A 25,528-nucleotide genomic window follows, 5' to 3' on the forward strand; every position below is an offset into this window, starting at 1 on the left:
ACTTACTGTCGTCAGAATTTAATCCTGCCAAGCAGGATATCTTTATACATTACCCAGTCACCCATTAAGCTATACAACGGATAACGAAAGGTTGCGGGTTTGTTGTGCTCAAACTTAAAGTGACCTAACCAGGCAAAGCCATAGCCGGCGAACGGGACTAACCATAACAGCATTAACTGGCCGGTAAATAAACTCAATACCAGCAGGGCGAGTACCAGGGTTGAGCCGACAAAATGCAGCCGTCGGCAGGTGACATTCTGATGTTCACTCAGATAATAGGGGTAAAAATCCCTGAATGAGGCAAAGCGTTTTGTTGTTGTCATCATATCGCCTTAGTAATTTGTCAGTGATAGTGTAGCATTTGTGTTATCCGGACTTGTAATTAGGGGCAGCGCGCCCATATACACAAGCACAACAGAACGAAAGTAAACAGGCGAAATAAGCATGCAGCAATTGATGTCGAACAACATCGTGGATTTAACGGTAGAGAACTTTCAGCAGATTATTCTGGAGGTCTCCAAAGAAAAAATCGTATTAATCGACTTTTGGGCCGAAGGCTACGAGCCTTGCAAAGAGTTATCGCCGATGCTCGAAAAAATTGCCGGCGATTACCCGGAAACCTTGTTACTCGCTCGTGTCGACTGTGAGCGGGAGCAGCAGGTGGCGGCTCAGTTCGGCATTCGTAATCTGCCTACTGTAATGGTAGTGAAAGATGCCCAGCCGGTAGACGGCTTTGCCGGTATGCAGCCAGAAATTGAAATTCGAGCCATGCTTGGCAAGTACCTGCCCAGCCCGGAAGATGAATTTTTGGCCAAAGCAGCAGAACTTATTGCTGGCGGTGATTACAGCGGTGCTTTCCCGATGGCCAAACAGGCCTATGAAATTAACCCGGACAATATTGACAGTAAATACCTGTACATTGACTGTCTGATTGAAACGGGCGCGGTGCCGGCTGCCAAGGAATTGTTAGCAGCGATTAAGCTGGTGGATCAGGATCAGCGTTATCATACTCTGCAGGGCAAAGTAGAGCTTGCCGAGCAGGCCGCCGACACGCCGGAGATTCGTGCGTTACAGGAGCAGGCAGAAGCCAATCCGGATGATTTGCAGGTCAAAGTTGATTTAGCGGTGGCGCTTTATCAGGTACAGCGTTTTGAAGAAGCGCTGGAGTTGCTCTATGGCGTGTTGTTGAAAGACTTCGGGTTTGGCGAAGCGAAAAAGCTTATCCTGGATATTATCAAAGCGTTGCCGGATGGCGATTCACTCAAGTCGGGTTATCGCCGTAAAGTCTACAGCCTGATGTACTAATTGCGGTTGCGTTCAGGGGTGATACCCTTCATCCCTGAGCCATTTAATTGCATTCAGGTAGTTAGTGAAGTACTCACGCTTATAGGCTTTTAAAATCTGGTCATCCGATTTCATCTGCGGATGAGTACGCTCTAACTGAGCATGTTTAATGTGGTTGGTATCCACCACATAGGCTGCCCTTTTCAAGCCGTTGCGGATATTATCGAAAATACCTTCGCGCACGATCCCCTGACACTCCGGTGTACTCATTACCCAGCGCCGGCAATCAATAATGGCTGCCCATGCTCGTTGTTCGAACTGTCTGGCCAGAGGCGCCATTTCATCATTCAGCATTTTTGCCATACCCACATCCCACGCTCCGGTGGCATAGACTTCCAGTATGTCATTAGAAACAGTCAGGCTGTACTGACCGAGGTTGGGAAATAGCATGTTCTGTGCTTAGTGGAATGTTGTACTTAATTATAGCCTGCCCTGCGTAGCAAGCGATGAATAATTTGCTATAGTGCGGGACAATTTCACGCATTTTTGGGACAACTATGCCAAATTGGTTTTGGGCAGCTCTGGCGATGGTACTGATTATTGAGGGGCTTGGTCCGTTACTCATTCCAAATCGCTGGCGGCAGTATATCCGGCAAGTGGCTGAATCAGAGCCTGGCCAGTTACGTCAAATAGGTGGCACTTTGGTGGTGATTGGCTCAGTTTGTTTATACTTTATAGTAAATTAGCGCCGAACAAGCCAAATATTCACTGGTCAGCTGAATATTTGTGCATAAAACAGATGATCCAGTGGCCCTAATTTTGATAGAATCCACGCCTAATTTTTTAACATACTCGACTCATGGCTAAAAATATTGTGGTCCTTGGCACCCAATGGGGTGACGAGGGAAAAGGTAAAGTAGTAGATCTGCTTACTGACCGTGCAAAGTATGTAGTTCGCTATCAGGGCGGACACAATGCAGGTCACACACTGGTAATCGACGGCGAAAAAACCGTTCTTCATCTCATCCCATCCGGCATTCTGCGTGACAACGTTACCTGTATTATTGGTAACGGTGTGGTATTGAGTCCGGAAGCATTAATGACCGAAGTCGGCATGCTGGAAGAACGCGGTGTACCGGTGCGTGAACGTTTGAAAATCAGTGAAGCCTGTCCGCTTATTCTGCCTTACCACGTAGCGTTGGATGTCGCTCGCGAAAAGGCCCGTGGCGCCAAGGCCATCGGTACTACCGGTCGCGGTATTGGTCCGGCTTACGAAGATAAAGTTTCCCGTCGTGGTTTACGCGTTGGTGATTTGTTCAACGCCGAAGATTTTGCCGCGAAGTTAAAAGAAGTGCTGGATATCCATAACTTCACGTTAACTCAGTACTACGGCGAAGAGCCGGTTGATTTCGACAAAACCCTGGCCGATGCCATGGCGGTGGCCGATATTCTGCGTGCAATGGTGGTTGATGTAACCGACGAACTGGATAAAGCCCAGAAAGCCGGTCTGCCTATTATGTTTGAAGGCGCTCAGGGCACGTTGCTGGATATCGATCACGGTACCTACCCTTACGTTACGTCATCTAATACTACGGTAGGTGGGGTAGCAACGGGTGCAGGCTTTGGTCCGCTGAACCTGGACTATGTTCTGGGCATTGTAAAAGCTTATACAACCCGTGTTGGTTCCGGCCCATTCCCTACTGAGCTGGATGATGCCGTAGGCGAACACCTGGGTGTTAAAGGACATGAGTTTGGTGCGACTACCGGTCGTAAGCGACGCACTGGCTGGTTTGACGCGGTGGCAATGAAGCGCGCGGTACAAATCAATTCAATCACCGGCTTCTGTCTGACCAAGCTTGACGTTCTGGATGGCCTTGAAACGCTGCAAATTTGCGTGGGTTACAAAGATAAAGACGGTAACGTTAAAGATGTTCCGCCAATGGCTGCTGACGGCTATGATCTGATCACGCCTGTGTATGAAGAAATGCCTGGTTGGAGCGATAATACTTTTGGTGTGACCGACTATGAGTCGCTGCCTCAGGCGGCCAAAGACTACATTGCCCGACTTGAAGTGATCACCGGCGTACCCGTGGATATTATCTCTACCGGTCCGGACCGCAACGAAACAATTGTTATGCGTCACCCTTACGACGCGTAAAACCACTTTGCCGTTAAAAACCCCGCTTATGCGGGGTTTTTTTATTGCCGCAAAATAGTGCTAGTATGAGGTCATCGTACCTGTGGGAGTTGTTTTAGTGAGTATTGAACCGGGCGCAATCGAGTCAGTATTTGAGCGCTTACAGCAATCCTTTGTGCTGGGCAAAACCAAAACCTATGCCTGGCGAAAGGCCCAGCTGGAAGCCTTACATCGTATGCTGAGCGAGAATGAAGCCGCGTTTGTTAAAGCGCTCAATGCCGATCTGGGTAAAAGCGAAGCGGAAGCGTTTACCACGGAGATTGGTTTTCTGCTTAGTGATATACAGCACACTAAGAAACACTTACGACAATGGATGAAAGCCCAAAAAGTCAGTACGCCGTTGTTGGCACAGCCGGCTCGCAGCACCCTGCAACCAGAGCCGCTCGGTACCGTATTGATTATCGGGGCCTGGAATTATCCGGTGCAGTTAACGTTAGCCCCCTATATTGCCGCACTGGCAGCAGGTAATTGCGCGCTACTTAAACCCTCTGAGTTGTCGCCAGCGAGCTCCGCTCTGATGGCCAGCCTGATCCCGAAGTATCTGGACGGCGATGCGGTAGCTGTTGTCGAGGGAGGCAAGGACACTGCCAGTGAATTGTTGTCCTTGCCCTTTGACCATATCTTTTATACCGGCGGTGAAGTGGTCGGTAAAATTGTCATGGAAGCGGCCGCCCGCCATCTTACGCCCGTGACTCTGGAGTTGGGGGGCAAAAGCCCTTGTGTGGTGGACGGCAATACCGATATTGCCACTACTGCTCGTCGAATTGTGTGGGGAAAATGGACCAATGCCGGTCAAACCTGCATCGCACCGGATTATGTTTTGGTTGAACGCAGCTGTGCCAATGAACTGGTTGAGCTGCTCGGCAAAGAAATTACCCGCCAGTTTGGTTCTCAGCCATTGCAAAGTAAGGACTATGGGCGCATTGTAAACGAGCGTCACCTGATGCGCTTAAAACATTATACCGAAGGCCATGAAATTGTGATTGGCGGGCAGGTGGATGAAGCCCGGATGAAACTGGCTCCCACCGTGATCCTGAATCCGGATATCGATACTCCGGTCATGCAGGAAGAGATTTTCGGGCCGGTTTTACCGGTGATTGAAGTGAGCAGTGTCAGTGAGGCGATTAATTTTATCAAGCGCCGGCATAAACCCCTGGCGGCCTATTTATTCAGTGAGTCACAAGCTACTCAACAGCAGTTTGTAGACGAGGTCAGTGCCGGTAGCGTGTGCCTTAACGACACAATGATGTTTATGGCTAACCCACAATTGCCGTTTGGCGGCGTGGGCAATAGCGGCATGGGTCGTTATCACGGGAAGTTTGGCTTCGACACCTTTAGCCATCAGAAAAGTGTGATGAAGCGCAGTTTCTGGTTTGATGTCGCTATCCGGTACGCACCCTCCAGTGCGCGCAAACGTTTCTTACTGAAAAAATTGCTGTAATGTCTTTACTATTAACGACGAAAGGAGCCGTATCGTCATGCCTCAACCGTTTCATTTAGCAATCCCGGTGGATGATCTTGATAAAGCCCGCGAATTTTACGGGACTTTACTCGGCTGTAAACAAGGTCGCAGCGATACGCAGTGGATTGACTGGGACTTAGGCGGCCATCAACTGGTGACGCACCTGGTGAAAGCGATGCCGTCAGCCCCTGAATATAATGCGGTAGATGGTCATAGCGTGCCGGTCCCGCATTTTGGTGTAGTGCTGAGCATGTCAGACTGGCAGGCTCTGGCCGATACATTAACGGCAGCAAACATAGAGTTTGTCATTAAACCTTACGTGCGCTTTAAGGGGCAGGCGGGCGAACAGGCGACCATGTTCTTTATGGACCCGGCTGGTAACGCTCTGGAGTTTAAGGCGTTTGCAAATATTAATCAGTTGTTTGCGACAGATTAAGGCATGCCGCGAATGGTTGCCTTACAATGCGAACTTATTGTTAATCATGGCGTTTTGTAATAATTTAAATAAAGCGACAGTGTGTTAAATGGGCCGGTCGGCACTATTTACCCCGCTAAAAACAGATAAATTAGCTTAGCAATAGCCATCGAATACCGGCTGTGCTGAATACATAACAATAATAACCAACAGGATTTATCGTGATTGAAGAAGTAGTCGCCCAGGCAGGTAAGGGGTTTTTCAGAGGGTTTGGTTTTATTATCGCGGAGCTGGTGTTCTGGCGTTTATGTTACGTGATTGGCTGGCCGGTTTGTAAAATTCTGACGCTTGGTCAGTATCCCAAAAAAGTTGAGCGGGAGCGGGCAATTTTCCGTCAGGAAAAGGCCCATACCGGCTTTACCTGTGCGGCAACGGGGCTGCTAATATTACTCATTCTGGGCATTATTTTGTCAGGCAACTGGCCTTCCAGCTTACCCGGCATTACCTTGTCATAGCCTGAAGCGTCCGGCTTCAGGCTATCTCTACCCTTTATTTTACCGACTGCACTACCGCTTTGCCCCGTCCCCGGGCCTCGGATGCAGCAGACAGCTTACCGTCTCGTTGCATTATCAGGTGCAGATCGCCAAAGTTACTCTCTTTGATGGTGTAGCCCATGTCCTGCAGCGAATTTAATGTGGCCGGATTGAAGCCTTCGTGTACGCGAATTTGATCCTCAGGCCACAGCTGATGATGGAAACGCGGACGGTTTACTGCCTCTTCTGCGCTTAAATCAAATAGCAGGGTATTCAGTATCGACAGGGTAACTGATGAAATGATGGTGGTACCGCCAGGGGAACCGGTAACCAGTTTTACCTGGCCATTCTCCAGTACGATGGTGGGAGTCATCGACGACAGCATGCGCTTGTAAGGCTCAATGGCATTGGCTTCACCACCAATGGCGCCAAAGAAGTTAGGCACGCCGGGTTTGGCGCTAAAATCATCCATCTCATCATTTAATAAAAAGCCCGCCCCTTCAGCTACCACGCCAGCACCAAAGCTAAGGTTAATGGTAGTGGTATTGGCCACGGCATTGCCCCATTGATCGACAATAGAGAAATGGGTGGTGTCCTCACTTTCATGTAATCCGGGCTTTATCTGAGGGGTAGCGGAGATAGCGATCAGGTTAATTTCCCGGGCCCGCTGTGCGATATAGTCCGGTGCAATCAGTTGGGGCTGAGGCACCGAGAAAAAGTCCGGATCGCCAAGGTATTCGGCGCGGTCGGCAAACACGCGCTTGCCTGCCTCACTGACCAGATGCAGATAAGGCGCCGAGTTATGGGCAGGTAGTACATTGGTTTTAATCACGTTGTCGACCATGCCCAGCCATTGAGCAACGGCAATACCGCCGGAGCTTGGTGGTGGGGCGGTAACAACCTGGTAGCCGCGCCAGTCAAAGTTCACCGGCGTTCGCCACTGTGCATGATAACGGCTTAAATCGTCGTGGCTGATTAAACCGCCATTGGCCTGCATGTAGCTAACAATGTGATCGGCCGTCTCTCCTTCGTAAAAGCCCGCCGGACCGTTATCCCGGATACGGGTTAACGTGGCCGCCAGCTCCGGTTGTTTGAACAACACACCTGCTGTAGCCGCTTCACCAAAGTAATTGGCAAAGTTAGTTTCAAGGCCACGTTTTTCAATGCGGTTAATATAGCGACTGATCCTGCCCGCCAGTTTTGCCGGCACTTCAAAGCCCTCGCTGGCGAAGGTCAGAGCAGGTTGAACCAGACGCTGCCAGGGTAATTTGCCGTACTTTTGATGAGCGGCCCACATACCGGCAACGGTACCCGGTATGCCGGATGCTTTAGCGCCAAACAGCGAGTCGGTTGGGTGTACATCGCCGCTGTCATCCAGATACATGTCGCGGGATGCCTGAGCGGGAGCCATTTCACGGTAATCGAGGAAGTCTGCATGTTGGTCCATGTAAATGGTCATAAAGCCGCCGCCGCCGATATTACCGGCTTCCGGATAAGTCACGGCCAGGACAAACTGTGCTGCAATGGCTGCATCCACCGCATTACCACCGTCCTGCATCACATCGAGAGCCACCTGAGCCGCGAATTTATCCGGCATGGCCACCGCAAACTCCGCAGAGCTCGCCGGTGAAGCCGTTACCTGTTCGGAGGATGAACAGGCAGTGAGGGAAATGAGAAAGGCACTAATTAACAGATATCGCATGAAACTAACCCACCATGATTAAACTTGTTATCACATACAGAATTAAGGTTAAGGCGCCGCCGGTCAGTGCATAAGGCATTTGCGTGCGCACGTGCTCAAGCAGGTCGCAGCCTGAGGCAATCGACGAAACCGCCGTGGTATCGGAGATCGGCGAGCAATGGTCGCCAAATACGCCGCCACCCAGAATGGCTCCGATGACCAGTGAAGGAGGCAAACCGAGTTGTTGGATCAGCGGCACACCTATAGGAATGAGAATCGCGAAGGTTCCCCAGGACGTGCCGGTAGTAAACGACATAATGCCGCCGGCTAAGAACAGCATGGGGACAATCAGGAATAATGGTAAGTACTCGCCAACTATACCTGCCACGAAAATGCCGGTACCCAGTACTTTTAAACTGCTACCCAGTGTAAGGGAAAGTAATACGATGGTGACCAGCGGCAGCAACTCGCCCATGCCTTTAAAGCCCACATCAACCGCTTCGTGATGGGTAAAGCGTTTGGAAAATACCAGCATCAGATACGCTACCGCCGTGGCCAGAATAGTGGCATACAGTACCGATTTACTGCCGCTGCCCTGAGAGAGTACGCCATTGCCGGTCCAGAGCATAAAGCCAACCATGCTTAACACCATAGTTAAAATGGGGATCACCATATAGCCGGGTTTGGTGGCGGCTGCGGCAGAAAGCTGCTGCTGATTGCTCTGAAGTTGCTGTTCTGCCTTGGCCATGGGGCCGTGTACTTTGTCGGCAAACACGGTGTAGGCGGCGATGAGCAGGGCAATAATGGCGTAGAAATTAAAAAATACCGAGCCCCACAGGATACTCGCTGATGAGGCGGGCAGTTCGTAAGTATCGAGCATGCCGAGTACGAAGGCTCCCCAGCCATTAAGTAAAATGAGAATACATATCGGTGCACTGGTACTGTCTATCAGGTACGCCAGGCGGGCTCGGCTCATACCAAACTTATCAAATAACCCGCGGGCAAATATGCCGGCGGTCAGTACACTGAGGTTGGATTCTATGAAAACGACGATGCCGGTGAGCATGGTGAGTCCGCCAACCTGACGACGGCTTTTGGCTACCCCGCGTTTCGTTAGCCAGTCGACCGTAGCCGTTACCCCGCCCGAGTCACGAATATAGGCCAGCAATGCGCCTACCAGTACGCTGAACAGTAAAATGCGGGTATTGCCGGCGCTGGTGGCTACATCGACCACCCGCTCGATGGAAGTGATTGGCGCCAGCAAAAGGCTGCCGGTGTCTGCGGTGAGGAGGATCAGTGCCTCGGCACTAAGAACCGCCATCAACAGCGCCATAATGACCTCTTTCTTCCAGAAAACGATCACAATGGCGATGACTGGTGGAATGATGGAAACCCAATCCATACTAATGAACCCTTGTTGTTTTTATGTCGTTATTTTAATTGGCCTGTGTGTTCAGAACCGCTTCGTAGACCAGTGAAACGATGCTGCCGTAGCGGCCGGTTTCAAATTGCTTACCGGTAAACTGCAGCTTTTCTTCGTCTTCTTCCACAATGGGCGAATGGCGGGCGTTGGTCAAGAGAATGACGGCCAAATCAAGGGCTGGGTCGATAACCGTTGCGGTGCCGGTCCAGCCGGTGTGGCCAAAAGCCTGATCGCTGGCATAAGGGCCAAAGTGCCAGCGATTGGTACCATTGGCCGCCCGTCGCCAGCCCAGTCCGTAATGCCAGAAGCGGTTGTCCGGTTTGGTAAAAGCATTAATGACATTGCTGTCGAACAGATGGGTTTCACCATAGCCACCGCCGTTTAACAGCATTTGTGCCATTACTGCCAGTTCATCGGCGGTAGAGAATAACCCGGCATGACCAGACACGCCCTGCATGGCATAAAAGGCTTTTTCGTCGTGAACTTCCCCTTGCAGGGTATAGTCACGGATATTGGGAAAGGTAATGCGCCCGTCACGGGTGTTACCGCGCAGTTCGGTCGCGGCAAACTCGCCTTTATGATGACCTTTTTTGAGCGGGTTAAAGACCGTGTTGTCCAGCCCCAGCGGCTGATATAACCACTCCTCACAATAACTATCCAGAGGCATGCCGGTAATGCGCTCCACAATCAGCCCAAGCAGCATAAAATTAATGTCGCTGTACGAGGCGTTAAGCCCGTTGCTGATCTCAAAGGGGGCCTGGGTAATAAGCAGTTCACTGGTGCGTTGTTTCGACTGGGAGTAAAAACGCTTGCCCAGTGGATTTTCCGGATCGTAAAAAGCAATGCTGGGTGAATAACCGGACTGATGTGAGAGTAAATCACTGACGCGGCGTGCTTCCCGGCCTGCGCCCTGATACTCCGGCAGATAATGTTTAATGGGCACGGTTACGTCGAGCTGACCGGTTTCCACCAGATGCATCAGCGCCAGTGTCGTTGCAAACATCTTGGTGTTAGACGCCAGGTCGAAAATGGTATCGGTGCGCATCGGTTGCGGATCCGCCAGCACCTCACCGTTTTCATCATAGCGTTTCTGATAACCATAGGCTGTGCGTTTAATGACTTCACCGTCTTTAATCACCAGCAAAACCGCACCCGGGAAGCCTTCGGCTACTTCCTGATTGATCAGCTTGTCGACTGCTGCAAAGCGGTCCTGATAAGCGCGGGTATTGTCGGTTAACTGAGGGTATGGCACCTGAATATGTAACTGTGCTTCGGCGGGCTGAATAGCGCTGACGGCCAGGGTATTAAGGCCGGTTCGGGTGCGGCGGGCGAGCGAATAGCGATAGGTATTGCCAGCGGTAAACTCATCGTCCAGCGACAGTGTTTCACCATTTACCGACACCGTAGCGGAGGTAGGACCATCAGCTTCGATAATTAATTCGCCGCGGCCGGCGTAGCTTTTAAACGCGAAGCGGTCTTTAACAAAGGCGCGTTTAGATGGCTTGAGATCTGGCAGTACCGCGTCTATCTGGCCCCGGCGAATCTCAGGCAGCTCGCTTTCTGCAGCGGCTATGGCTTCATTGCGTTCTTTCTCGTATCGAACCAGCAACGCCTCATTTTGCTCAGGAAAATACTTATCCAGCAGGGCAAATATGGCGGCGGTGGTGCGACTGTCAGGTTCGCCGCTGACATGCCAGGGCAGGAAATGCATCTGAAACGCGGAAATGGCATTGAGCGTACCGGTATCGGCGATACCGGTTTCAATCACGCCGTAACCATAGGCGCGCAATGCACTTTGTAGTAACCCGATACTGGCCGGCTGTTCGTTAAAGGTTTTCCAGTAATCGGCCAGGGTCTCATTATCGTACCAGGCGCCAACGCCGGCCTGATATAACTCAAACCACGGAAAACGCGGGCCGGGATCGTTCTTGCGGTCGAAGGCAATATCAGAATGGCCGACCACGGCGGTAGGTTCAATGTCCGGGTGTCGGGCGATAATGTCTTTTACCAGCTCGATAACCACTTCGATTTGAGCGGGGTCGTAATCCGGGAAAAAGCACAGCCGATTTGAGCCATGCTCAGCCAGAGAGGGGGCCATTTCGCCATCGCGCTCACATTCGGGCACGTTGACTATCTCGATACCAATGGAGTGGTCGTTTAAGCCGGTACGCCCCTGCCAGTAACTCTTACCAGCATGCCAGGCACGCATATTTTCATCGACCAACTGAATAATTCTTGGCTTACCGCCAGGATCGCTCGGGTCATTAGACTCAGGAATAAGGTAGTGAGAACTTAATCCGCCTTCCTCTACCAGTGCTGTGACTGAGCGGGCATAATCAATGGCTGTAAAGTGCAGCACCAGCGACTTTACCCGCTCCCCATAATTGGCCGACGGCATTTCAATTACCCGTCGACTGCTACAGCTAATTAAAAGCAGTGCACAAAGTGTCCATAATATCGCACTGCGAAAACTTCGGCTGGTCACAGTTATTCCTCTACTCATTGATGATTTGCTGACTGGGCATCTGACTAAAGCTCAGATGGTTATTGTCTCAAACTACCATACTCGAATGGCTCGTGCATAATAAAATATTCCTGGTTTTGAGGGCGGCATCCGGGCCGCCGACGCTCTCTGTTACTCGGTTTACATCGCCTTTCTGACCTTTTTTATCCGCCTGGTTTGACACATTTTAGGCGTCACCGCCGGGCCGTAACGGGAAGTCTGCCAATGCAAAGTTGGAATAATTTATTTTTTGCGGTCGCTGAGGTAAGCTTGGTTATCGTTGTTGATACATTTGAAAAGGCCCTGAAAGTGATGCGTACAAAAGCCGTACTGGTGAGTTTGCTTGTAATGTTAACCTTAGGCTGTTCTGGCGGGCAGGACGCGAAGTTCATGTTAGGCCAAAAGCTGATGCTGGACATGCGTTACTACTGCGCGGATGGCACGCCAGCAGAACGCTGCAAAACGCCGGTTACCACGCTTATGCCTGAGTTTGCTGACATTATTCGTCAGGGCCACATCGGCGGCGTGATTTTATTTGCTGAAAACCTCGACAACAGCCGGCAAATTATCGAGCTGAATTATGCTCTCCAGCAGCTCGCAAAAGAAGCCGGCCTGCCACCCTTGTTTATTGCTATTGATCAGGAAGGCGGCAGAGTGGCCCGGCTACCTGATGAAGTGGCCACCCGTTATGTGGGCAATATGGCGATTGGCGCAACGTATCCGCTGTACAACACTGCCTTTGCTGAACGGGTAAACAAAGGGATTGCCACCAGTATCCGTTTACTTGGTTTTAATGTGAACTTTGCCCCAACGGTTGATGTAAACGTTAATGCTGACAATCCTGTGATTAACGTCAGATCCTATGGCGAAGAAGCACAAATGGTCGCCGAACTCGGCGCTGCGGCGGTTGCCGCGCTGCAAAGCGAAAACATTCTTAGTGCGCTGAAACATTTCCCTGGCCATGGTGATACCCACACTGATAGTCATACCGGCTTACCACGGGTCGATCATGATTTGGCCACGGTCGAAGCGGTGGATTTACTGCCTTTTAGTTATGCTATCGGGCAGCACAATGCACCGGCTATGATTATGACCGCACACATTCAGTATCCGTTGCTCGACGACACTCGTTTTAAAGCGCTCGACGGTGAGGACACCCTGGTGCCAGCAACGCTGTCGCACAAGATTCTTACCGGATTGTTGCGCAATAAAATGGGCTATGAAGGCATCATTGTTACCGATGCGCTGGATATGGCGGGGATTGCTCATTATGTTGATCATAAAAACGCGGTGATTAAAACGTTTAACGCCGGCGCCGACATCGCACTGATGCCTTACGCGGTGCGCAACCCGCAAAGCATCAGCCGTTTCTGGGCGCTATATGAACAATGGGCTGAAGCCATCAAGCGTGGTGATATCGACCGCGAGCAAACGCAATTGTCGGTAAAGCGTATTTTGCAGGCTAAGCAACAGTTTCAGCTGGAAGAGTTTATTCAGCAACCGTTAGCTGAGCGGGTTCAGGCAGCCCGTGAGCGCCTTCCCATGGAAGCTAATCAGCAAACCGAAATGGCGCTGGCCAGCGCCGCCCTGACTCAGGTTTATAATCTGGGAGCACTGCCTCTCAAAGGCAACCGTTACTATGTGGTAATGCCGGATACCGCGCGATGCATGGCAATGACGGCGGCGTTGTTAAAACGCCAGCCAGACTTGCAATTAACCTGTAAAGCGTTAACAGAGATTGACTCTGAAGGCGTCTTACCCGACCTGAGCGGGACGGATGCGGTAATTGTTGGAGATATTACGCCGCAACACAGCCTGGCAGAAATGGGCGGCATGGCCGACCTGGCCGTGTGGCGAAACCGGCCGGATAAAGCCACTCAGTCGGCCTGGATCAGGCGGTTGTTAGTCAGCGCCGGGGAGCAGTCGGTTGGTGCGGTATTTATTGCACTGCGTGCGCCCTACAGTATTTCGGATTACCGCCATCTGGCTGGTGCAGCGGTGGCGACATTCGGCTATAACGTGACCGTCACCAAAGCCGGTGACAAAGACGCCGCCGAGGCTCAGGGCGCCGTATTCGACGCCCTCGCGGAAGGTTTGCTCGGGCGCTCGCCCATGCCTGGCAAATCACCCGTTACCATCGAATAAAGCAGACAAAATGATGCAGCGGATCAGTGCACTGGATGCCCTGCGGGGACTGGCGATAATTGCCATGGTGCTGGTTAATAATCCGGGTTCATGGCAAGCTGTTTATGCCCCGCTAAAACATGCCGCCTGGCATGGTTTAACCCCAACGGACGTTATTTTTCCGGGGTTTATTTTTGTAATGGGAGTGACCATCGCCATTCACCTGCCCCGGGAGCTGGAGCGGGTAGGTAATGTTATGGCTGTGCTCAGAAGCACGACCCGACGGGCCATGACACTTATTTTGCTGGGGTGGCTGTTATACCTGTGCTGGTTTAATACCGCCAGCCCAGGGTATAGCTGGATTGAGGAACGTTTGTTCACGTTGCGCTTCGCCGGCGTATTGCCACGGCTCGGTACTGTGTACTGGCTAACAGTGGTGATTATTCTTACTTTGTCGTGGCGCTGGCTTGGCGTTCTGACCGCTCTCTTACTGGCGGGCTACTGGGGGGCCATGGCGCTTATACCCTATAGCAGTGCTGACGGCGTGATTTATCAGGGGCAATGGGAGTTTGGCAACAGTCTGGCGGCGTACATTGATCATCACCTGCTTGGTAAAGCGCATGTATATTATGGTCAGGCAACACCGTTTGCGTTTGATCCTGAAGGGGTACTTTCCACCCTGCCTGCGGTCGCGACCTGCTTAACCGGCGTCTGGGTTGGCCGTTACGTGCTGGTGCAGCAGCGCTGTCCGAATAAGCTGATGATGCTGGCATTGGCCGGCATTTGCGCCGGCTACGGACTGTCGGTGGTCAATCCGCTTAATAAAGCACTCTGGTCGCCCACCTTTGTAATGGTGACCAGCGGCATGTTAACTATTCTGTTTTGGCTCAGTGTGGTTTACGAACGTAAAGCCGGTCCGTTACCCAAAGGGCATCCGCTGTTAGTTGCCGGTACGAACAGCATTGCTTTCTTTATGTTGTCTGGCATCCTGGCCAGAGTACTGCTTATGGTAAATGTTGACGGAGTCTCGCTCAAAGGCCATGCCTGGCAGGTTGTCGAAGGGCTGCCGCTGCCCCCTGAACTGGCTTCATTGCTGTTGGCCGGCATTTTTCTGATGATCTGCTATTACCCGATTAAGTTTATGTATCATAATGGTTTTTTCTGGCGGATTTGAATGCTGGTAAGTCCACATCAGGGCCGGCGTAGTGTAATAATCAGGTTATATCGTATACGCCAATGCAGGGAAAGACATTGCGCTACCTGATTATCTTCATGCTGACAGTTGGTTTGTCTGTGCCGGTTTATTCGGCCCATGGTGAAGAGCCATTCTATCTGGCAGTTGCCGCTGACTGGAAGCCTTACCTGTATATCAATCAGCAGGGTGAGCCCGACGGTCAGGACTTGTTCTTACTGAGTCGCGCATTGCAGCGGCTTGGCCATCAACTGAACGCCCAGCGATTACCGGAACAACGCCTGGCGCTCGAGCTGGAACAGGGCGAAGTGGATGTCATCCTCGGCGCAGCGTATACCAAAGCCCGCGAACAACAAAACTTCTATTCAATGCCTTACCGTAAAGAAACCATCGTTTTTGGATTCAGGTTCTCCCGTAACCCTTACTTTGGAGATGTGCATGTCAGTGCCTTGTTGCAACAGGATTACCTGGTGGCCGTTAACAAAAGTGGCTGGTTTGGTGAGGACTTTCAACATAAAGCACTGGATGTGTATGACCGCAACCTGATCCACGCAGAAGGCACGCTAAGACGAATGCAACTGCTGAAAATGGGTCGGGTGGATGCCGTGGTCGGCGACCAGAAAGTGCTTGAGGCCGCCGCCGCAGAGCTGGGCATTGACGACTTTATGGTGGCCAAGCAGGTGATACATGAAACCCGCGTACACTTTCTGTTCAGTCGTAACCGGGTGGATAAAGCTTTTATGCAGCGCTTCGACCAGGCGCTGGTGGCTGAACTTACCCGGTTAACTTTTTAAAGGTGAACAATCTTTCCGTTCAGTACTGCCCGTTGCTTACCCTCGCTGTCATGCATTAGCCAAAACGCCGGGGCACCCGGATATAAAGTTGAGTAAGCGGGGGGCTCAGGCAGCACCAGTACCGGTAAATTGCTTTGGTTATCGAGCTGCGACCTATCGCCCACAAAAGCACTGAATCCCTGTTGCAATAAAGCCAGGTACTCAGCCTCGGTTAACACCATCGGTCCGTCGAGCTGAAACGTTCTGATTGGCCGTACCGTGGTCTGGTAGGCGCTGACATGGGTAAATCCTGACTGACCAGACAGGTCGCCAATATGTTTTACCGTGGCGCGTCCCTGTTTATCCACATTAACACTGATATCGGCGACATACTCATGCTCACCGCAGCGTTGAGTTACCCGGGAAAACTTGATATCCACCAGGCCGTCTTCCACATTGTCAGGAATACGGTAATAGTCAGCCAGCGATTTCTGCTGGTACAAATTACCCAGTAACGCTTCCAGCGCACTTTGTAAGCCAATCACGTTCATTTTTCTGGCCACCTGACGATGGGGATCGTTAGGGTGAGCACCCGATTCAATCAAAATAGTGCTGGCCCCGGTACCGGCGATGTTGTCACCAAATGAACGCAAAGAATAAGTATCGTCGTAGCGGCCGATATGACAAGGCAGCCAGTGGCTGATGGTATCAGCCATACAGGCAATCAGTTGTTTAGCCCGCAGCCTTGGCGCATCAACATGTTTATCCGGATGGAATGCCGGCGCAAGGAAAGCAATGGTGGCAGGGTAGGGCGTCTCTCCGGCCGAATAATAGGGGTTTTGATCATGCAGGTTAAAGGCTACATCGGGCTTCAGGGTTTGCACCTGTTGCCACAACAACCGGCCTTCCGGTGTTTGCAAGTGCTTGGCATCACGGTTGATATCGATGCCCTGCTCATTGACCCGGGTATGACGTTCTGCACCGTCTGGATTGAGCATCGGGATCACATGCAGTGTGACCAGCGACGTCCAGTCGGCGTCTAAAGCCAGTGCCTGGCTACTGGCGTTAAGATGCAGCAGTTTGAGCCAGTCCAGCACTGCCGCTGTTGCGGTTGGCTCGTCACCGTGCATTTGCGTCCAGGTCAGGATAATCAATGGACCCTGACCAATGCTTAGTCGTTCAATGGACTTACCTGCACAGCTATAGCCAATTGTCTGGCGGGTGACTGCCGGGTACTCAGCGATTTCATCGAGCACCGACTGGATATCCTGATGGCGCAGATGTGCTTTATCCAACGGGCTGAAATGGTGGGAATCCCACAGGCTGGCGATGGCCTGTGCGGGCGCATGGGGATGGGCAGCTTTCATAAATTACGGTAACCTTACAAACAGTTAAACGCGTAGAGCGCCGAAAAGTCTATTTAAAGAGATTTTGATATTCTTATCAACTGGTTTATATTTGAATAAAAAATTCTATTGTTATTTTTGTTGTTGGTTTCTTCGTGCAGTAACCGACGCCGACAACCGGGAACACACGCATGTCAGCTTTTGTCAAAATCAAAGCAATAAAGCATTCATTGTCGAGCAGTGAATCAAAACTGGCGACTTTCACGCTGGATTCGCCCAATGCGGTGCGCGACTTATCATCGCAGGAACTGGCGAATGTCGTGGGTGTGAGTCAGTCCAGTGTGGTGAAGTTTGCACAGAAGCTTGGCTATAAAGGCTACCCGGCCTTTAAGCTGGCGGTTATTGACGCGCTGAACCGGGAAACGCCCAACACCCAGTTACATGGCAAAATAACCCTTAATGATGGCTTTGAACAAATGGCCGACAAGCTGCTTAGCAGCAAGATAAGTGTGCTCAATGAAACCCGCAATCTGAATGAGCTGGTTGAGTTTGAAAAAGCGGTAGAAATCATTAAAAACGCCAAACGTATCCTGATTTGCGGGGTAGGCGGCTCGGCGTTGGTGAGTAAAGACTTTTCTTTCAAGCTGCAAAAACTGGGAATGATGGCGATAGCCGAGGCCGATGGCCATGTGCAACTGGCGCTGGCAGCCACCTTTAACGAAAACGATGTGGTGGTGGCGATTTCCGAGTCCGGCGCTACCCGGGAAATTGTGAACGTGGTTAATCAGGCAAAGGATAATCATGCCAAGGTGATATCGATTACTAAATATGGCACTACACCGGTTTCCGAGCCTGCTGACGTGCAGCTTTATTCGGTGGCAGAAGAGGCCTCAGCCCGCTTATCCTCGATACTGGCCAGAACGGCTCAGGAGCTGATTATCGATATGCTGTTTATCGCGCTGACTCAGGCTTCTCGCCCGGGCCGTAAACTGCTGGAAAAAACCAACGAGATTGTTTCTCAGTTTCGTCGTGGTGGTTCCGGGACGCAGGGCAGCTAAACACTCATTGTGGATAAAGCAGGTAGGGTTTACGCTGCGTTTTGAATTCATCCAGTGCTGGTTGCCAGCTCGCGCGGATTGCGGCAGGGTCGAGGCCTTCAGCCAGTTGCTTACGAAGCTTATCCGTGCCGCTTAACAGGTCGAAAAAGTCGGGCCGGTCAATCAATACCTGCTGGTGTTGATTAAACAACTGGTAGACTTCATACAGCAATTCAATATCGAAGCCCTGAATTTCACTGTGGCGTAAATCCCGGCCAAACAGGAACTCGCCTCTGAGTTTTGGATTGGGCGCACTTTCCGGCATGGATTGTGGTGTAAAGGTAAAAGCGCCCAGCTTAATCTCATGATGGCCGACAACCTGAAACGGCCAGTCTGTGCCTCTGCCGATACTGACAACCGTTGCCTCAAATAAACACAACGATGGATATAAGCGGATGGCCGTGCTGTTGGGTAGGTTCGGGCTCGGGGCTACCGGCAATTCATAATCGAAGGTTTTGTTGTACCCGACAACAGGGATTACTGTGAGACTGAGTTTTTCTGCCTGGTTTATCCAGGCTTCGCCTTTAATCATCTTTGCCAGCTCGCCTACGGTCAGCCCGTGAAGCAAGGGCAGCGGATCCAAACCCACAAATGAGGTGAATTCCCGCTCACGTAGCGGGCCGTCAACATAACGGCCATTGGGGTTGGGCCGGTCCAGCACGATTACCGCAATCGACTGCTCCGCAGCAGCCTCGAGAATATAGTGCAGGGTACTGATGTAGGTGTAGAACCGGGCACCAACATCCTGAATGTCAAATACCAGCACATCAATGTCTTTTAACATCTCCTGAGCGGGCTTTTTGAATTTGCCGTAAAGCGAGCGAATGGGCAGACCGGTTTGCGGATCGATGCCATCGGTGACTTTCTCACCGGCACCCAGCTTCCCTCTGAAACCGTGCTCCGGGGCAAATACTGCCTGCACCGCTACGTTACGGCCAAGCAGAAAATCGACCAGGTGGGCTTGTTTAACCCGGCTGGTTTGATTAACAACCAGGCCCACCCGTTTATCAGCGAGTAGCGGCAGGTAACGTTCTGACTGTTCTGCGCCCACTTTCAGGGCGGTACTTTGCGCTGTTGCTGAGGTTAGCCACAGCAGAATCAATAACAGGTAACGAAACATCGACTAAGAATGTGACTGCACGGCACGGCGCAGAAAACCGCCGTTGTCAGATAGCTGGGCTTCTGCTTGTGCCGCGTCCTGTCCGGTGAGGATCATCAGGATCGCCAGCTTGGCGCGGTTATTCGCTGCCTGCAACGCCGCATCGGCCACTTCTTCAGTGCAGTCGGTAGCCTGCATGACGATGCGGGTCGCCCGGGCTTTTAACTTCTGATTAGTCGCGTTGACGTCCACCATTAAATTTTCGTAGGTCTTCCCCAGTCTAATCATGCTGGCGGTACTGAGCATATTCAGGATCAGTTTCTGTGCGGTGCCCGATTTCATGCGGGTAGAACCGGTAATGCACTCAGCCCCTACCACGGCACAAATACCAATGGCGGCCACATGCATCATGGGAGACTCAGGATTACAGGTCACGGTAATCGTGGCGGCATTCAGTGAGTTCGCGTATTCCATTGCTTTAATCACGTAAGGCGTGCGGCCGCTGGCGGATAAACCTACCAGCACGTCGTTGGCATTAAAATTGAGCGCTTTCAAATCTTCAACGCCCATGACCGTATTGTCTTCGGCGCCTTCTACGGCATTCTTAATGGCCTGGTCACCGCCAGCGATGATCCCTATTACCATGGATTCGGGAACGCTGAAGGTCGGCCGACATTCCACCGCATCCAGGATACCTAACCGCCCGCTGGTTCCTGCGCCCATATAAATTAAGCGGCCACCAGCCTGTAAGCTTGGCACAATGGCGTCGACGGCTTTGGCAATGTGTGGGATGGTTTTACGCACCGCGTCGGCCACACCGGCATCTTCCTGATTAATTTTTTCCAGAATTTCGATGGTCGGCAGCACATCAATATCCATGGTATGAGGATTACGGCCCTCGGAAATAATTCTGTTCAGTTGCTCAAGCAATGTTGCTGACTGTTTTTTTGTCATCTGCATAGTTAACTGCCGACCTTAGGGTTAGCCATCGTCCAGGTTAAACGTGTTAGTCCATTCATTTTGCTTCCGCCTTTATTTCAGGCATGTTGTCGGGCTGTTGACCCGCAGCACATACCAGCGTGGCCACCAGCGTTCCTATCACCAGTTGCCAGGTGAAACCCAGCGTTATTTGCCAGGTTTCGGGTAAATACCAGCTCATCACATAAGGTTGTAGCAGCAAGGGGATAATAAAACCACACAATAATGCCGCTGTGACGGAGGCAGGGCTGCCCCGCTGAGTAAATAGTGTAATAAAGTATACGCCAAGTAAGCCACTGTAGGAAAATACCATAACACCCAGTGCAAATTGTAACAGCGGCGTATCCGAATATTGTTGCCAGTAATAGCATAAACACGCCATTGACGCTAACGCCAAAGCAACCAGCGCCATCGCTACCCGGCCCGCATTAACAAAATGATGCTCGCTGTTCGTATGGCCCTGTTTACGTTTCCAGGGACGGTACAAATCCTGAATCAGGACGCTCGACATCGAGTTTAAACCGGAATTTAGCGTCGACAGTGCAGCGGCAAGGATACCAATAGTCACTAAGCCCTTAAGACCGGCAGGTAAATCGGTTAATACATAGTACATAAAGATGGTTACCGGTTCGCCGGCAAATTGCGGAACCGGCGCGCCGGCATTTGTGGCCATAAGCGCTGGCTGCTGATAATAGATATACAACAGCAAACCGATCACGATAAACAATAACATGACCGGGATAACCATCACTACTGACCATAGCATGGCTTTTGCCCCTTCCTGGGCATTGCGGCAGGTCAGCACCCGTTGGGTCATATCCTGGTCAAGCCCAAAAGCGGCGATATTGAGCAATACAAAGCCGGTGAATACTGAAGTCAGGGTAAACACGCCGGATGGCGAAAAATCGATGCTGCCATCGAACAGCTTGAGTTTGGAGGGCGCCCCCTCTCCAGGGTTTTGCAGCACCTCAAAAATAGCCGGTAAATCAGCCGGAATAGCGACCAGTAAAGCAATAATGACCGCGACGGCTGCGCCAATGTAAGTAAAGGCTTGCATAACGTCGCTGTAGATGACCGTACGGATGCCGCCGTAAATACTGTAAACCAGCCCAATCACGCTGATCAGAACCGTCGCGGTTATTACACTGCTGGCGGCAATGTTGCCGTACAGGATCATTGCGACCGCGAGCGCCGCCATATAGAGTCTTGCGCCGCTGGCAAATATCCGACCGAACAAATACATGAGTCCGGCCTGTTGCTTGGCTCTGGCGCCAAAGCGGGTTTCCAGCAGTTCGTAAACGGTAAAGACTTTAAGCTGGTAAAAGCGAGGGATGAGCACGCGGGCAACAAAAAAGGCGGCAATAAATGCGCCCAGGTTGGTGGCCAGGTAGGTCAGGTTACCGCGATACCCCTGATCCGGGCCGCCTAAAAACGTGGCGGCAGACTGGGAAGTGGCCAGCACCGACATGGCCACCATCCACACGGGCATTGCCTGCCCCCCTAAAAAATAATCACTGGTGTTTTGCGCCCGGCGATTAAAGTACCAGCCAGACACCACCAGCAGCAGCCCGTAGAAGGCAAACAGCATTAAGTCTGGCAGGGTATAATTGGCTAGCATTTATTCTCGTTCTCACCGTTTGAAAGCTGGGTTATCATGGCTCTGCGTAACCAGTCACCACCGACATGGACACCAGTTTGTCAGAGTTGGTGCAAATTTAGAATATATTATTCTGTGCTATTTTCAAATTAAGAATTTATTAATTTATGAGCAAGGTGTATCGTACAGGATATACCCAATGTAATCCGCAACCTAAGAGTTAATCGATTGACCAGATCAACCCGTGCCATTATTAACCCGGATGCCATTCGCAATAATTTTAGTCAGTTGCGTCCTGCCCAGGGCTGCACGCCTATTGCGGTAATTAAGGCTGATGCGTACGGGCATGGTGCGGTTACGGTGGCTAAAGCGCTGAGCGAAGTCTGTGATTGTTTTGCGATTGCTATTTGTGATGAAGCGGCAGCGCTCAGAGAGTCCGGTATCAGCCAGCCGTTGCTGGTCCTGGAAGGCCCGCATCATGTGGACGATTGTTACGCGGCCAGGGTCAATAACCTTATTCTACTGATCCACAACCCACAACAAATCGCGTGGCTTGATGCACTTTCTCCAGAGCAACGGCCGCAGGTCTGGCTAAAGGTCGATACCGGGATGCACAGGCTGGGCTTTACTACTGATGAAGTCGCGGCGTTACTGGCCGGTTACGACTGGCTAACACAGCAAAATCCGGTGCTGGTATCGCATTTCGCCTGTGCCGACGACCCCCAGAATCCCAACAACGCTGCACAGCTTCAGGCATTTTTAACCCTTACCGGCACGCTGGCATTGCCCGGTTGTATGGCCAATTCAGCTGCCACCCTGTGTTATCCGGCGAGTCAGGCACAATGGTGCAGGCTGGGAATTGGCCTGTATGGCGCCAGCCCGGTGACGGGTCACCCCGCCGCTGAATATGGACTCACACCGGCGATGACGCTGATGGCGCAAATTATCGCCCTGCATCAGGTAAAGCAAGGTGAGAGTGTGGGCTACAGTCAAACCTGGACTGCGCCACGAGACAGTGTTATTGCCACCGTAGGCATTGGTTATGCCGATGGTTATCCCCGTCACTGCCCGAGCGGAACACCGGTAGTGGTTCGTGGTCAGCGTGGCCAGCTGGTAGGCAGAGTGTCTATGGATATGATTACAATTGATGTGACCGACATTGAAGAGGTCGCGCTGGGTGACGATGTGGAGTTATGGGGCCAGCAGTTACCGGTAGATGAAGTCGCTGACTGGGCCGGTACGATCAGCTATGAATTGATCACCCGTGTCTCTGCCAGAGTACCAAGAGTATCTGGTTGATAGGGAATGGGTGGTAAGTGGACAGTTCACAAATAGTTTGGGCCGGCGTAATCGCCAGCGGGTGTGCCAGCCTGGGGACGGCCGCTGGGAGTCTGGGTGTCTTTTTAATCCGCCAGCTATCGCGACGACTGGAAGATGCCCTGCTTAGCCTGGCCGCCGGGATTATGCTGGCCGCCACGTTTTTTTCATTGTTACTGCCGTCCCTTGAGTATGGGGGAGCAATGTACGGCAGTGAAATGGCGGGCGGTCTGGTGGCCGCAACCGGATTGCTGACCGGTGCGTTTTTACTGTTTTTTATTCACCAGACTGTGCCCCATGAACATTTTGTCAGTGGCCGGGAAGGGGCTTCAAAAACCAAATTAGCCAGGATTTGGCTATTTGTGCTGGCCATCACGCTGCATAATTTTCCGGAGGGTCTGGCTGTGGGGGTCGGCTTCGCAGGTGGGGAAATGGCCAATGGCCTGTCTCTGGCGCTGGGAATTGGCCTGCAGAACATACCTGAGGGGCTGGCGGTTTCGGTAGCATTATTATCGGTGGGATTTACTCCGGCCAGAGCCGCTCTGATAGGCATAGGGAGTGGTTTAGTGGAGCCTTTAGGCGGGTTGGTTGGTGCAGTGGCCGTATCGGGCGCTGAAGCGTTTATGCCATGGGCGCTGGCTTTTGCGGCTGGAGCCATGTTGTTTATTATTTCTGATGAAATCATTCCTGAGACCCACCAGAATGGTAATCAGAACGTTGCGACTTTTAGTTTGCTGATTGGTTTTGTAGTAATGATGTTGATGGATGTTTTACTGGGGTGATAAGAATGACGCAAAACCTGAAGTACGGCGAATACTGGGTAGGTGTAGACGGCGGCGGCACCAAGTGCCGGGCAGAGCTGTTTAACGAACTGGGTAAGTCGTTAGGACAGGGAATTGGCGGGCCGGCAAATATCGCCAAGCACGGTCAGCTGGCTTTATCGTCTATTCTGACAGCGGTAAAAAATGCCGTCGCAGATGCCGGACTTCAGTTTAGTGAGGTGAGCAGTGAGCTGGTGGTGAGTGCCGGCCTGGCTGGCGCTTATCTGGACTCTTCCGCAGCACGGCTTAAACAGTGGCAACATCCGTTTGCTGAACTGGTCTTCTCTTCTGATTTGCATACTGCATTACTTGGCGCTCATGGGGGCCGCGATGGGGTGGTAATTATTACCGGCACCGGTTCCTGTGCGGCGGTTTTGCAAAATGGCAAGGTGACTCAGTATGGGGGCTATGGCTTTCAGTTGGGTGATCAGGCCAGCGGAGCCTGGCTTGGACAGATGGCGGCCAGACGAGCCTTACTGGCGGCGGATAAGCTCAGCCCCGACAACGAGCTGTGGCAATCCGTGAGTGCTTTTTATCACTGCGCAACACCTTCTGCCCTTGTCGATAAACTTAATAGTGCTTTGCCTGGCGAATTTGCCCGTTTTGCCCCGCAACTCTTCGCCCTGGCTAAACGGGATGCGGCGGCAGAGAGTATTATTAGTGAAGGGGCTGACTACTTAAACCAGTTAGCGCAACGGGCAACCGGTGAGAGCGGCATGAACCTGGTACTGAGTGGGGGATTGGCCACCGCCTGGCGGCCTTATTTAGCGGACGCTGTTGCGGCGCGCATTCAACCAGCGCAACACGGGCCAGAATGGGGGGCAGTGTATCTGGCCCAGCAACAGCTTACTTCAGTGGATACCAGCGCTTAGCCGTTTTGGGGATGCAGATGCTCCACTTCATCATCTGCCTGAGGCTTTTTTACGGCGGGCAAGGTGTATCGCTCCGGCCGGTGGTTCAGTGAAATCACCATATTAAGACAAAACGCGGCGAGGATAGAAATGAGCACCAGGTGAGCGTCGATAAAGACAAACGACAAGCTCAGAATGCAGGTGTCAGCCACCAGCTGAAACGATCCGGCACGAATATCAAACCGGCTTTGCAGATAATAAGCCAGGATCCCCAGGCCGCCGAGGCTGGAACTGTGACGAAACATAATCAGCATTCCTACGCCGATTAATATGCCGCCGAACACGGCAGCAAAAAAGGGATCGACCCGTGAAATATCCACAAAGTGGGGCACCCACTCAGAGAATAACGACACCGTGGTCACGGAGATAAACGTATTGATCATAAAACGTTTACTGATGTGTCGCCACGCCAAGTAATAAAACGGTAAATTAATCAGGAAGAATAAGATGCCGAACTCAAGCGGTGTAACATAGGTTGCCAGTAAGGCGAGACCTGCTGCGCCACCCACCATGAGCTCCTGAGACTGAAACAGGAAAATGCCAAACGCCACAAATAAACCGGCACATAGCAGAGCAAAAACATCTTCGAAAACACTGTGTGATGCATTTTTCATAATAATAAACTGGATTTCTGTCGTTCTGAATGAAGTTAATTCGTCTGTTCTTTTTGATATTGACGAAAATTTAAGCGCCTATTATACGTGCATTACCAGGCCTTAGTAGCCTGCGCCGCCCGCGAGAAGTCGGCATAGCGGCTGTACTGGTATGCAAGCTT

23 protein-coding genes are annotated in these 25,528 nt (G+C 51.7%); 13 read left to right on the forward strand and 10 right to left on the reverse strand.

Annotated features, from left to right (window positions below; translation table 11 throughout):
* Positions 1–11: 11 nt before the first annotated feature.
* Positions 12–323 carry an Mpo1-like protein gene (locus tag AC27IB_RS16460; RefSeq protein WP_296051684.1) on the reverse strand — a complete coding sequence of 104 codons (312 nt, stop codon included), beginning with the start codon at positions 321–323 and terminating at the stop codon, positions 12–14.
* A 121-nt stretch (positions 324–444) separates the two neighbouring features.
* On the opposite strand from AC27IB_RS16460, the gene AC27IB_RS16465 reads away from it, so the two are divergent.
* A complete protein-coding gene (locus AC27IB_RS16465) occupies positions 445–1,305 on the forward strand; it encodes a tetratricopeptide repeat protein (RefSeq protein ID WP_487122277.1) in 861 nt (286 codons plus the stop codon).
* A 12-nt stretch (positions 1,306–1,317) separates the two neighbouring features.
* Here the strand turns inward: AC27IB_RS16465 and AC27IB_RS16470 are convergent, their stop codons facing one another.
* Positions 1,318–1,734: a hypothetical protein gene (locus AC27IB_RS16470; RefSeq protein WP_487122279.1), complete on the reverse strand. Its 417-nt coding sequence runs from the start codon at positions 1,732–1,734 to the stop codon at positions 1,318–1,320.
* A gap of 107 nt (positions 1,735–1,841) precedes the next feature.
* On the opposite strand from AC27IB_RS16470, the gene AC27IB_RS16475 reads away from it, so the two are divergent.
* The 5 genes from AC27IB_RS16475 to AC27IB_RS16495 all read left to right on the forward strand — a co-directional run bounded on the left by AC27IB_RS16475 (position 1,842) and on the right by AC27IB_RS16495 (position 5,873).
* The gene (locus tag AC27IB_RS16475) at positions 1,842–2,030 is read left to right on the forward strand and encodes a DUF2065 domain-containing protein (protein WP_296051677.1); all 189 of its coding nucleotides are present in this window, start codon (positions 1,842–1,844) and stop codon (positions 2,028–2,030) included.
* A gap of 113 nt (positions 2,031–2,143) precedes the next feature.
* Positions 2,144–3,442, forward strand: coding sequence for an adenylosuccinate synthase (locus tag AC27IB_RS16480; protein ID WP_296051675.1), 1,299 nt, complete (start codon positions 2,144–2,146; stop codon positions 3,440–3,442).
* Between the two features lie 97 nt (positions 3,443–3,539).
* A complete protein-coding gene (locus AC27IB_RS16485; RefSeq protein WP_296050018.1) occupies positions 3,540–4,922 on the forward strand; it encodes an aldehyde dehydrogenase family protein in 1,383 nt (460 codons plus the stop codon).
* A 37-nt stretch (positions 4,923–4,959) separates the two neighbouring features.
* A complete protein-coding gene (locus AC27IB_RS16490) occupies positions 4,960–5,379 on the forward strand; it encodes a VOC family protein (RefSeq protein WP_296050022.1) in 420 nt (139 codons plus the stop codon).
* A 200-nt stretch (positions 5,380–5,579) separates the two neighbouring features.
* A complete protein-coding gene (locus AC27IB_RS16495; protein WP_487122282.1) occupies positions 5,580–5,873 on the forward strand; it encodes a hypothetical protein in 294 nt (97 codons plus the stop codon).
* Between the two features lie 34 nt (positions 5,874–5,907).
* Here AC27IB_RS16495 and ggt read toward each other — a convergent pair whose 3' ends face one another.
* From ggt to pbp4b, 3 genes are read right to left on the reverse strand one after another with little or no spacing between them, the layout of a single operon-like run.
* Entirely contained in the window at positions 5,908–7,593 is a 1,686-nt protein-coding gene (ggt, locus tag AC27IB_RS16500; protein ID WP_487122284.1) for a gamma-glutamyltransferase, read from the reverse strand.
* Positions 7,594–7,597: 4 nt separating this feature from the next.
* Positions 7,598–8,974 (reverse strand): Na+/H+ antiporter NhaC family protein, encoded by a 1,377-nt coding sequence (locus AC27IB_RS16505; RefSeq protein ID WP_487122286.1) that lies wholly within the window; start codon positions 8,972–8,974, stop codon positions 7,598–7,600.
* A 34-nt stretch (positions 8,975–9,008) separates the two neighbouring features.
* Positions 9,009–11,393 carry a penicillin binding protein PBP4B gene (gene pbp4b, locus AC27IB_RS16510; protein WP_487122288.1) on the reverse strand — a complete coding sequence of 795 codons (2,385 nt, stop codon included), beginning with the start codon at positions 11,391–11,393 and terminating at the stop codon, positions 9,009–9,011.
* Between the two features lie 330 nt (positions 11,394–11,723).
* Here pbp4b and AC27IB_RS16515 point away from each other — a divergent pair, with 330 nt between their 5' ends.
* The 3 genes from AC27IB_RS16515 (at position 11,724) to AC27IB_RS16525 (ending at position 15,608) form a co-directional block, all read left to right on the forward strand.
* Positions 11,724–13,643, forward strand: a complete 1,920-nt coding sequence (locus AC27IB_RS16515) for a glycoside hydrolase family 3 protein (RefSeq protein ID WP_487122290.1) — start codon at positions 11,724–11,726, stop codon at positions 13,641–13,643.
* A 10-nt stretch (positions 13,644–13,653) separates the two neighbouring features.
* Entirely contained in the window at positions 13,654–14,796 is a 1,143-nt protein-coding gene (locus tag AC27IB_RS16520; protein ID WP_487122292.1) for an acyltransferase family protein, read from the forward strand.
* Between the two features lie 77 nt (positions 14,797–14,873).
* Positions 14,874–15,608: a substrate-binding periplasmic protein gene (locus AC27IB_RS16525; RefSeq protein WP_487122294.1), complete on the forward strand. Its 735-nt coding sequence runs from the start codon at positions 14,874–14,876 to the stop codon at positions 15,606–15,608.
* Here the strand turns inward: AC27IB_RS16525 and AC27IB_RS16530 are convergent.
* On the reverse strand, positions 15,605–16,954 hold the full coding sequence (locus tag AC27IB_RS16530) for a M14 family zinc carboxypeptidase (RefSeq protein ID WP_487122296.1): 1,350 nt from the start codon (positions 16,952–16,954) through the stop codon (positions 15,605–15,607). The two genes, AC27IB_RS16525 and AC27IB_RS16530, sit on opposite strands and share 4 nt — an antisense overlap.
* Positions 16,955–17,124: 170 nt before the next feature.
* Here AC27IB_RS16530 and AC27IB_RS16535 point away from each other — a divergent pair, with 170 nt between their 5' ends.
* Positions 17,125–17,991, forward strand: coding sequence for a MurR/RpiR family transcriptional regulator (locus tag AC27IB_RS16535; RefSeq protein ID WP_296050048.1), 867 nt, complete (start codon positions 17,125–17,127; stop codon positions 17,989–17,991).
* A gap of 4 nt (positions 17,992–17,995) precedes the next feature.
* Here AC27IB_RS16535 and AC27IB_RS16540 read toward each other — a convergent pair whose 3' ends face one another.
* From AC27IB_RS16540 to AC27IB_RS16550, 3 genes are read right to left on the reverse strand one after another with little or no spacing between them, the layout of a single operon-like run.
* Entirely contained in the window at positions 17,996–19,150 is a 1,155-nt protein-coding gene (locus AC27IB_RS16540) for an exo-beta-N-acetylmuramidase NamZ family protein (RefSeq protein WP_487122298.1), read from the reverse strand.
* Positions 19,151–19,153: 3 nt separating this feature from the next.
* Positions 19,154–20,089, reverse strand: coding sequence for an N-acetylmuramic acid 6-phosphate etherase (gene murQ, locus AC27IB_RS16545; protein WP_296050054.1), 936 nt, complete (start codon positions 20,087–20,089; stop codon positions 19,154–19,156).
* 55 nt (positions 20,090–20,144) lie between these two features.
* The gene (locus AC27IB_RS16550) at positions 20,145–21,725 is read right to left on the reverse strand and encodes a sodium:solute symporter (protein WP_296050056.1); all 1,581 of its coding nucleotides are present in this window, start codon (positions 21,723–21,725) and stop codon (positions 20,145–20,147) included.
* 207 nt (positions 21,726–21,932) lie between these two features.
* Here AC27IB_RS16550 and alr point away from each other — a divergent pair, with 207 nt between their 5' ends.
* The 3 genes from alr to AC27IB_RS16565 are packed head-to-tail and all read left to right on the forward strand — an operon-like array spanning position 21,933 to position 24,714.
* Entirely contained in the window at positions 21,933–23,003 is a 1,071-nt protein-coding gene (alr, locus tag AC27IB_RS16555) for an alanine racemase (protein ID WP_487122301.1), read from the forward strand.
* Between the two features lie 17 nt (positions 23,004–23,020).
* The gene (locus AC27IB_RS16560) at positions 23,021–23,803 is read left to right on the forward strand and encodes a ZIP family metal transporter (RefSeq protein ID WP_487122303.1); all 783 of its coding nucleotides are present in this window, start codon (positions 23,021–23,023) and stop codon (positions 23,801–23,803) included.
* A gap of 5 nt (positions 23,804–23,808) precedes the next feature.
* Positions 23,809–24,714: a glucosamine kinase nucleotide-binding domain-containing protein gene (locus AC27IB_RS16565; protein WP_487122305.1), complete on the forward strand. Its 906-nt coding sequence runs from the start codon at positions 23,809–23,811 to the stop codon at positions 24,712–24,714.
* Here the strand turns inward: AC27IB_RS16565 and AC27IB_RS16570 are convergent.
* Positions 24,711–25,367, reverse strand: a complete 657-nt coding sequence (locus AC27IB_RS16570; RefSeq protein ID WP_296050065.1) for a YitT family protein — start codon at positions 25,365–25,367, stop codon at positions 24,711–24,713. The two genes, AC27IB_RS16565 and AC27IB_RS16570, sit on opposite strands and share 4 nt — an antisense overlap.
* Positions 25,368–25,528 lie beyond the last annotated feature (161 nt).

The sequence above is a fragment of the Alteromonas sp. 4NH20-0104 genome, from assembly GCF_057547795.1.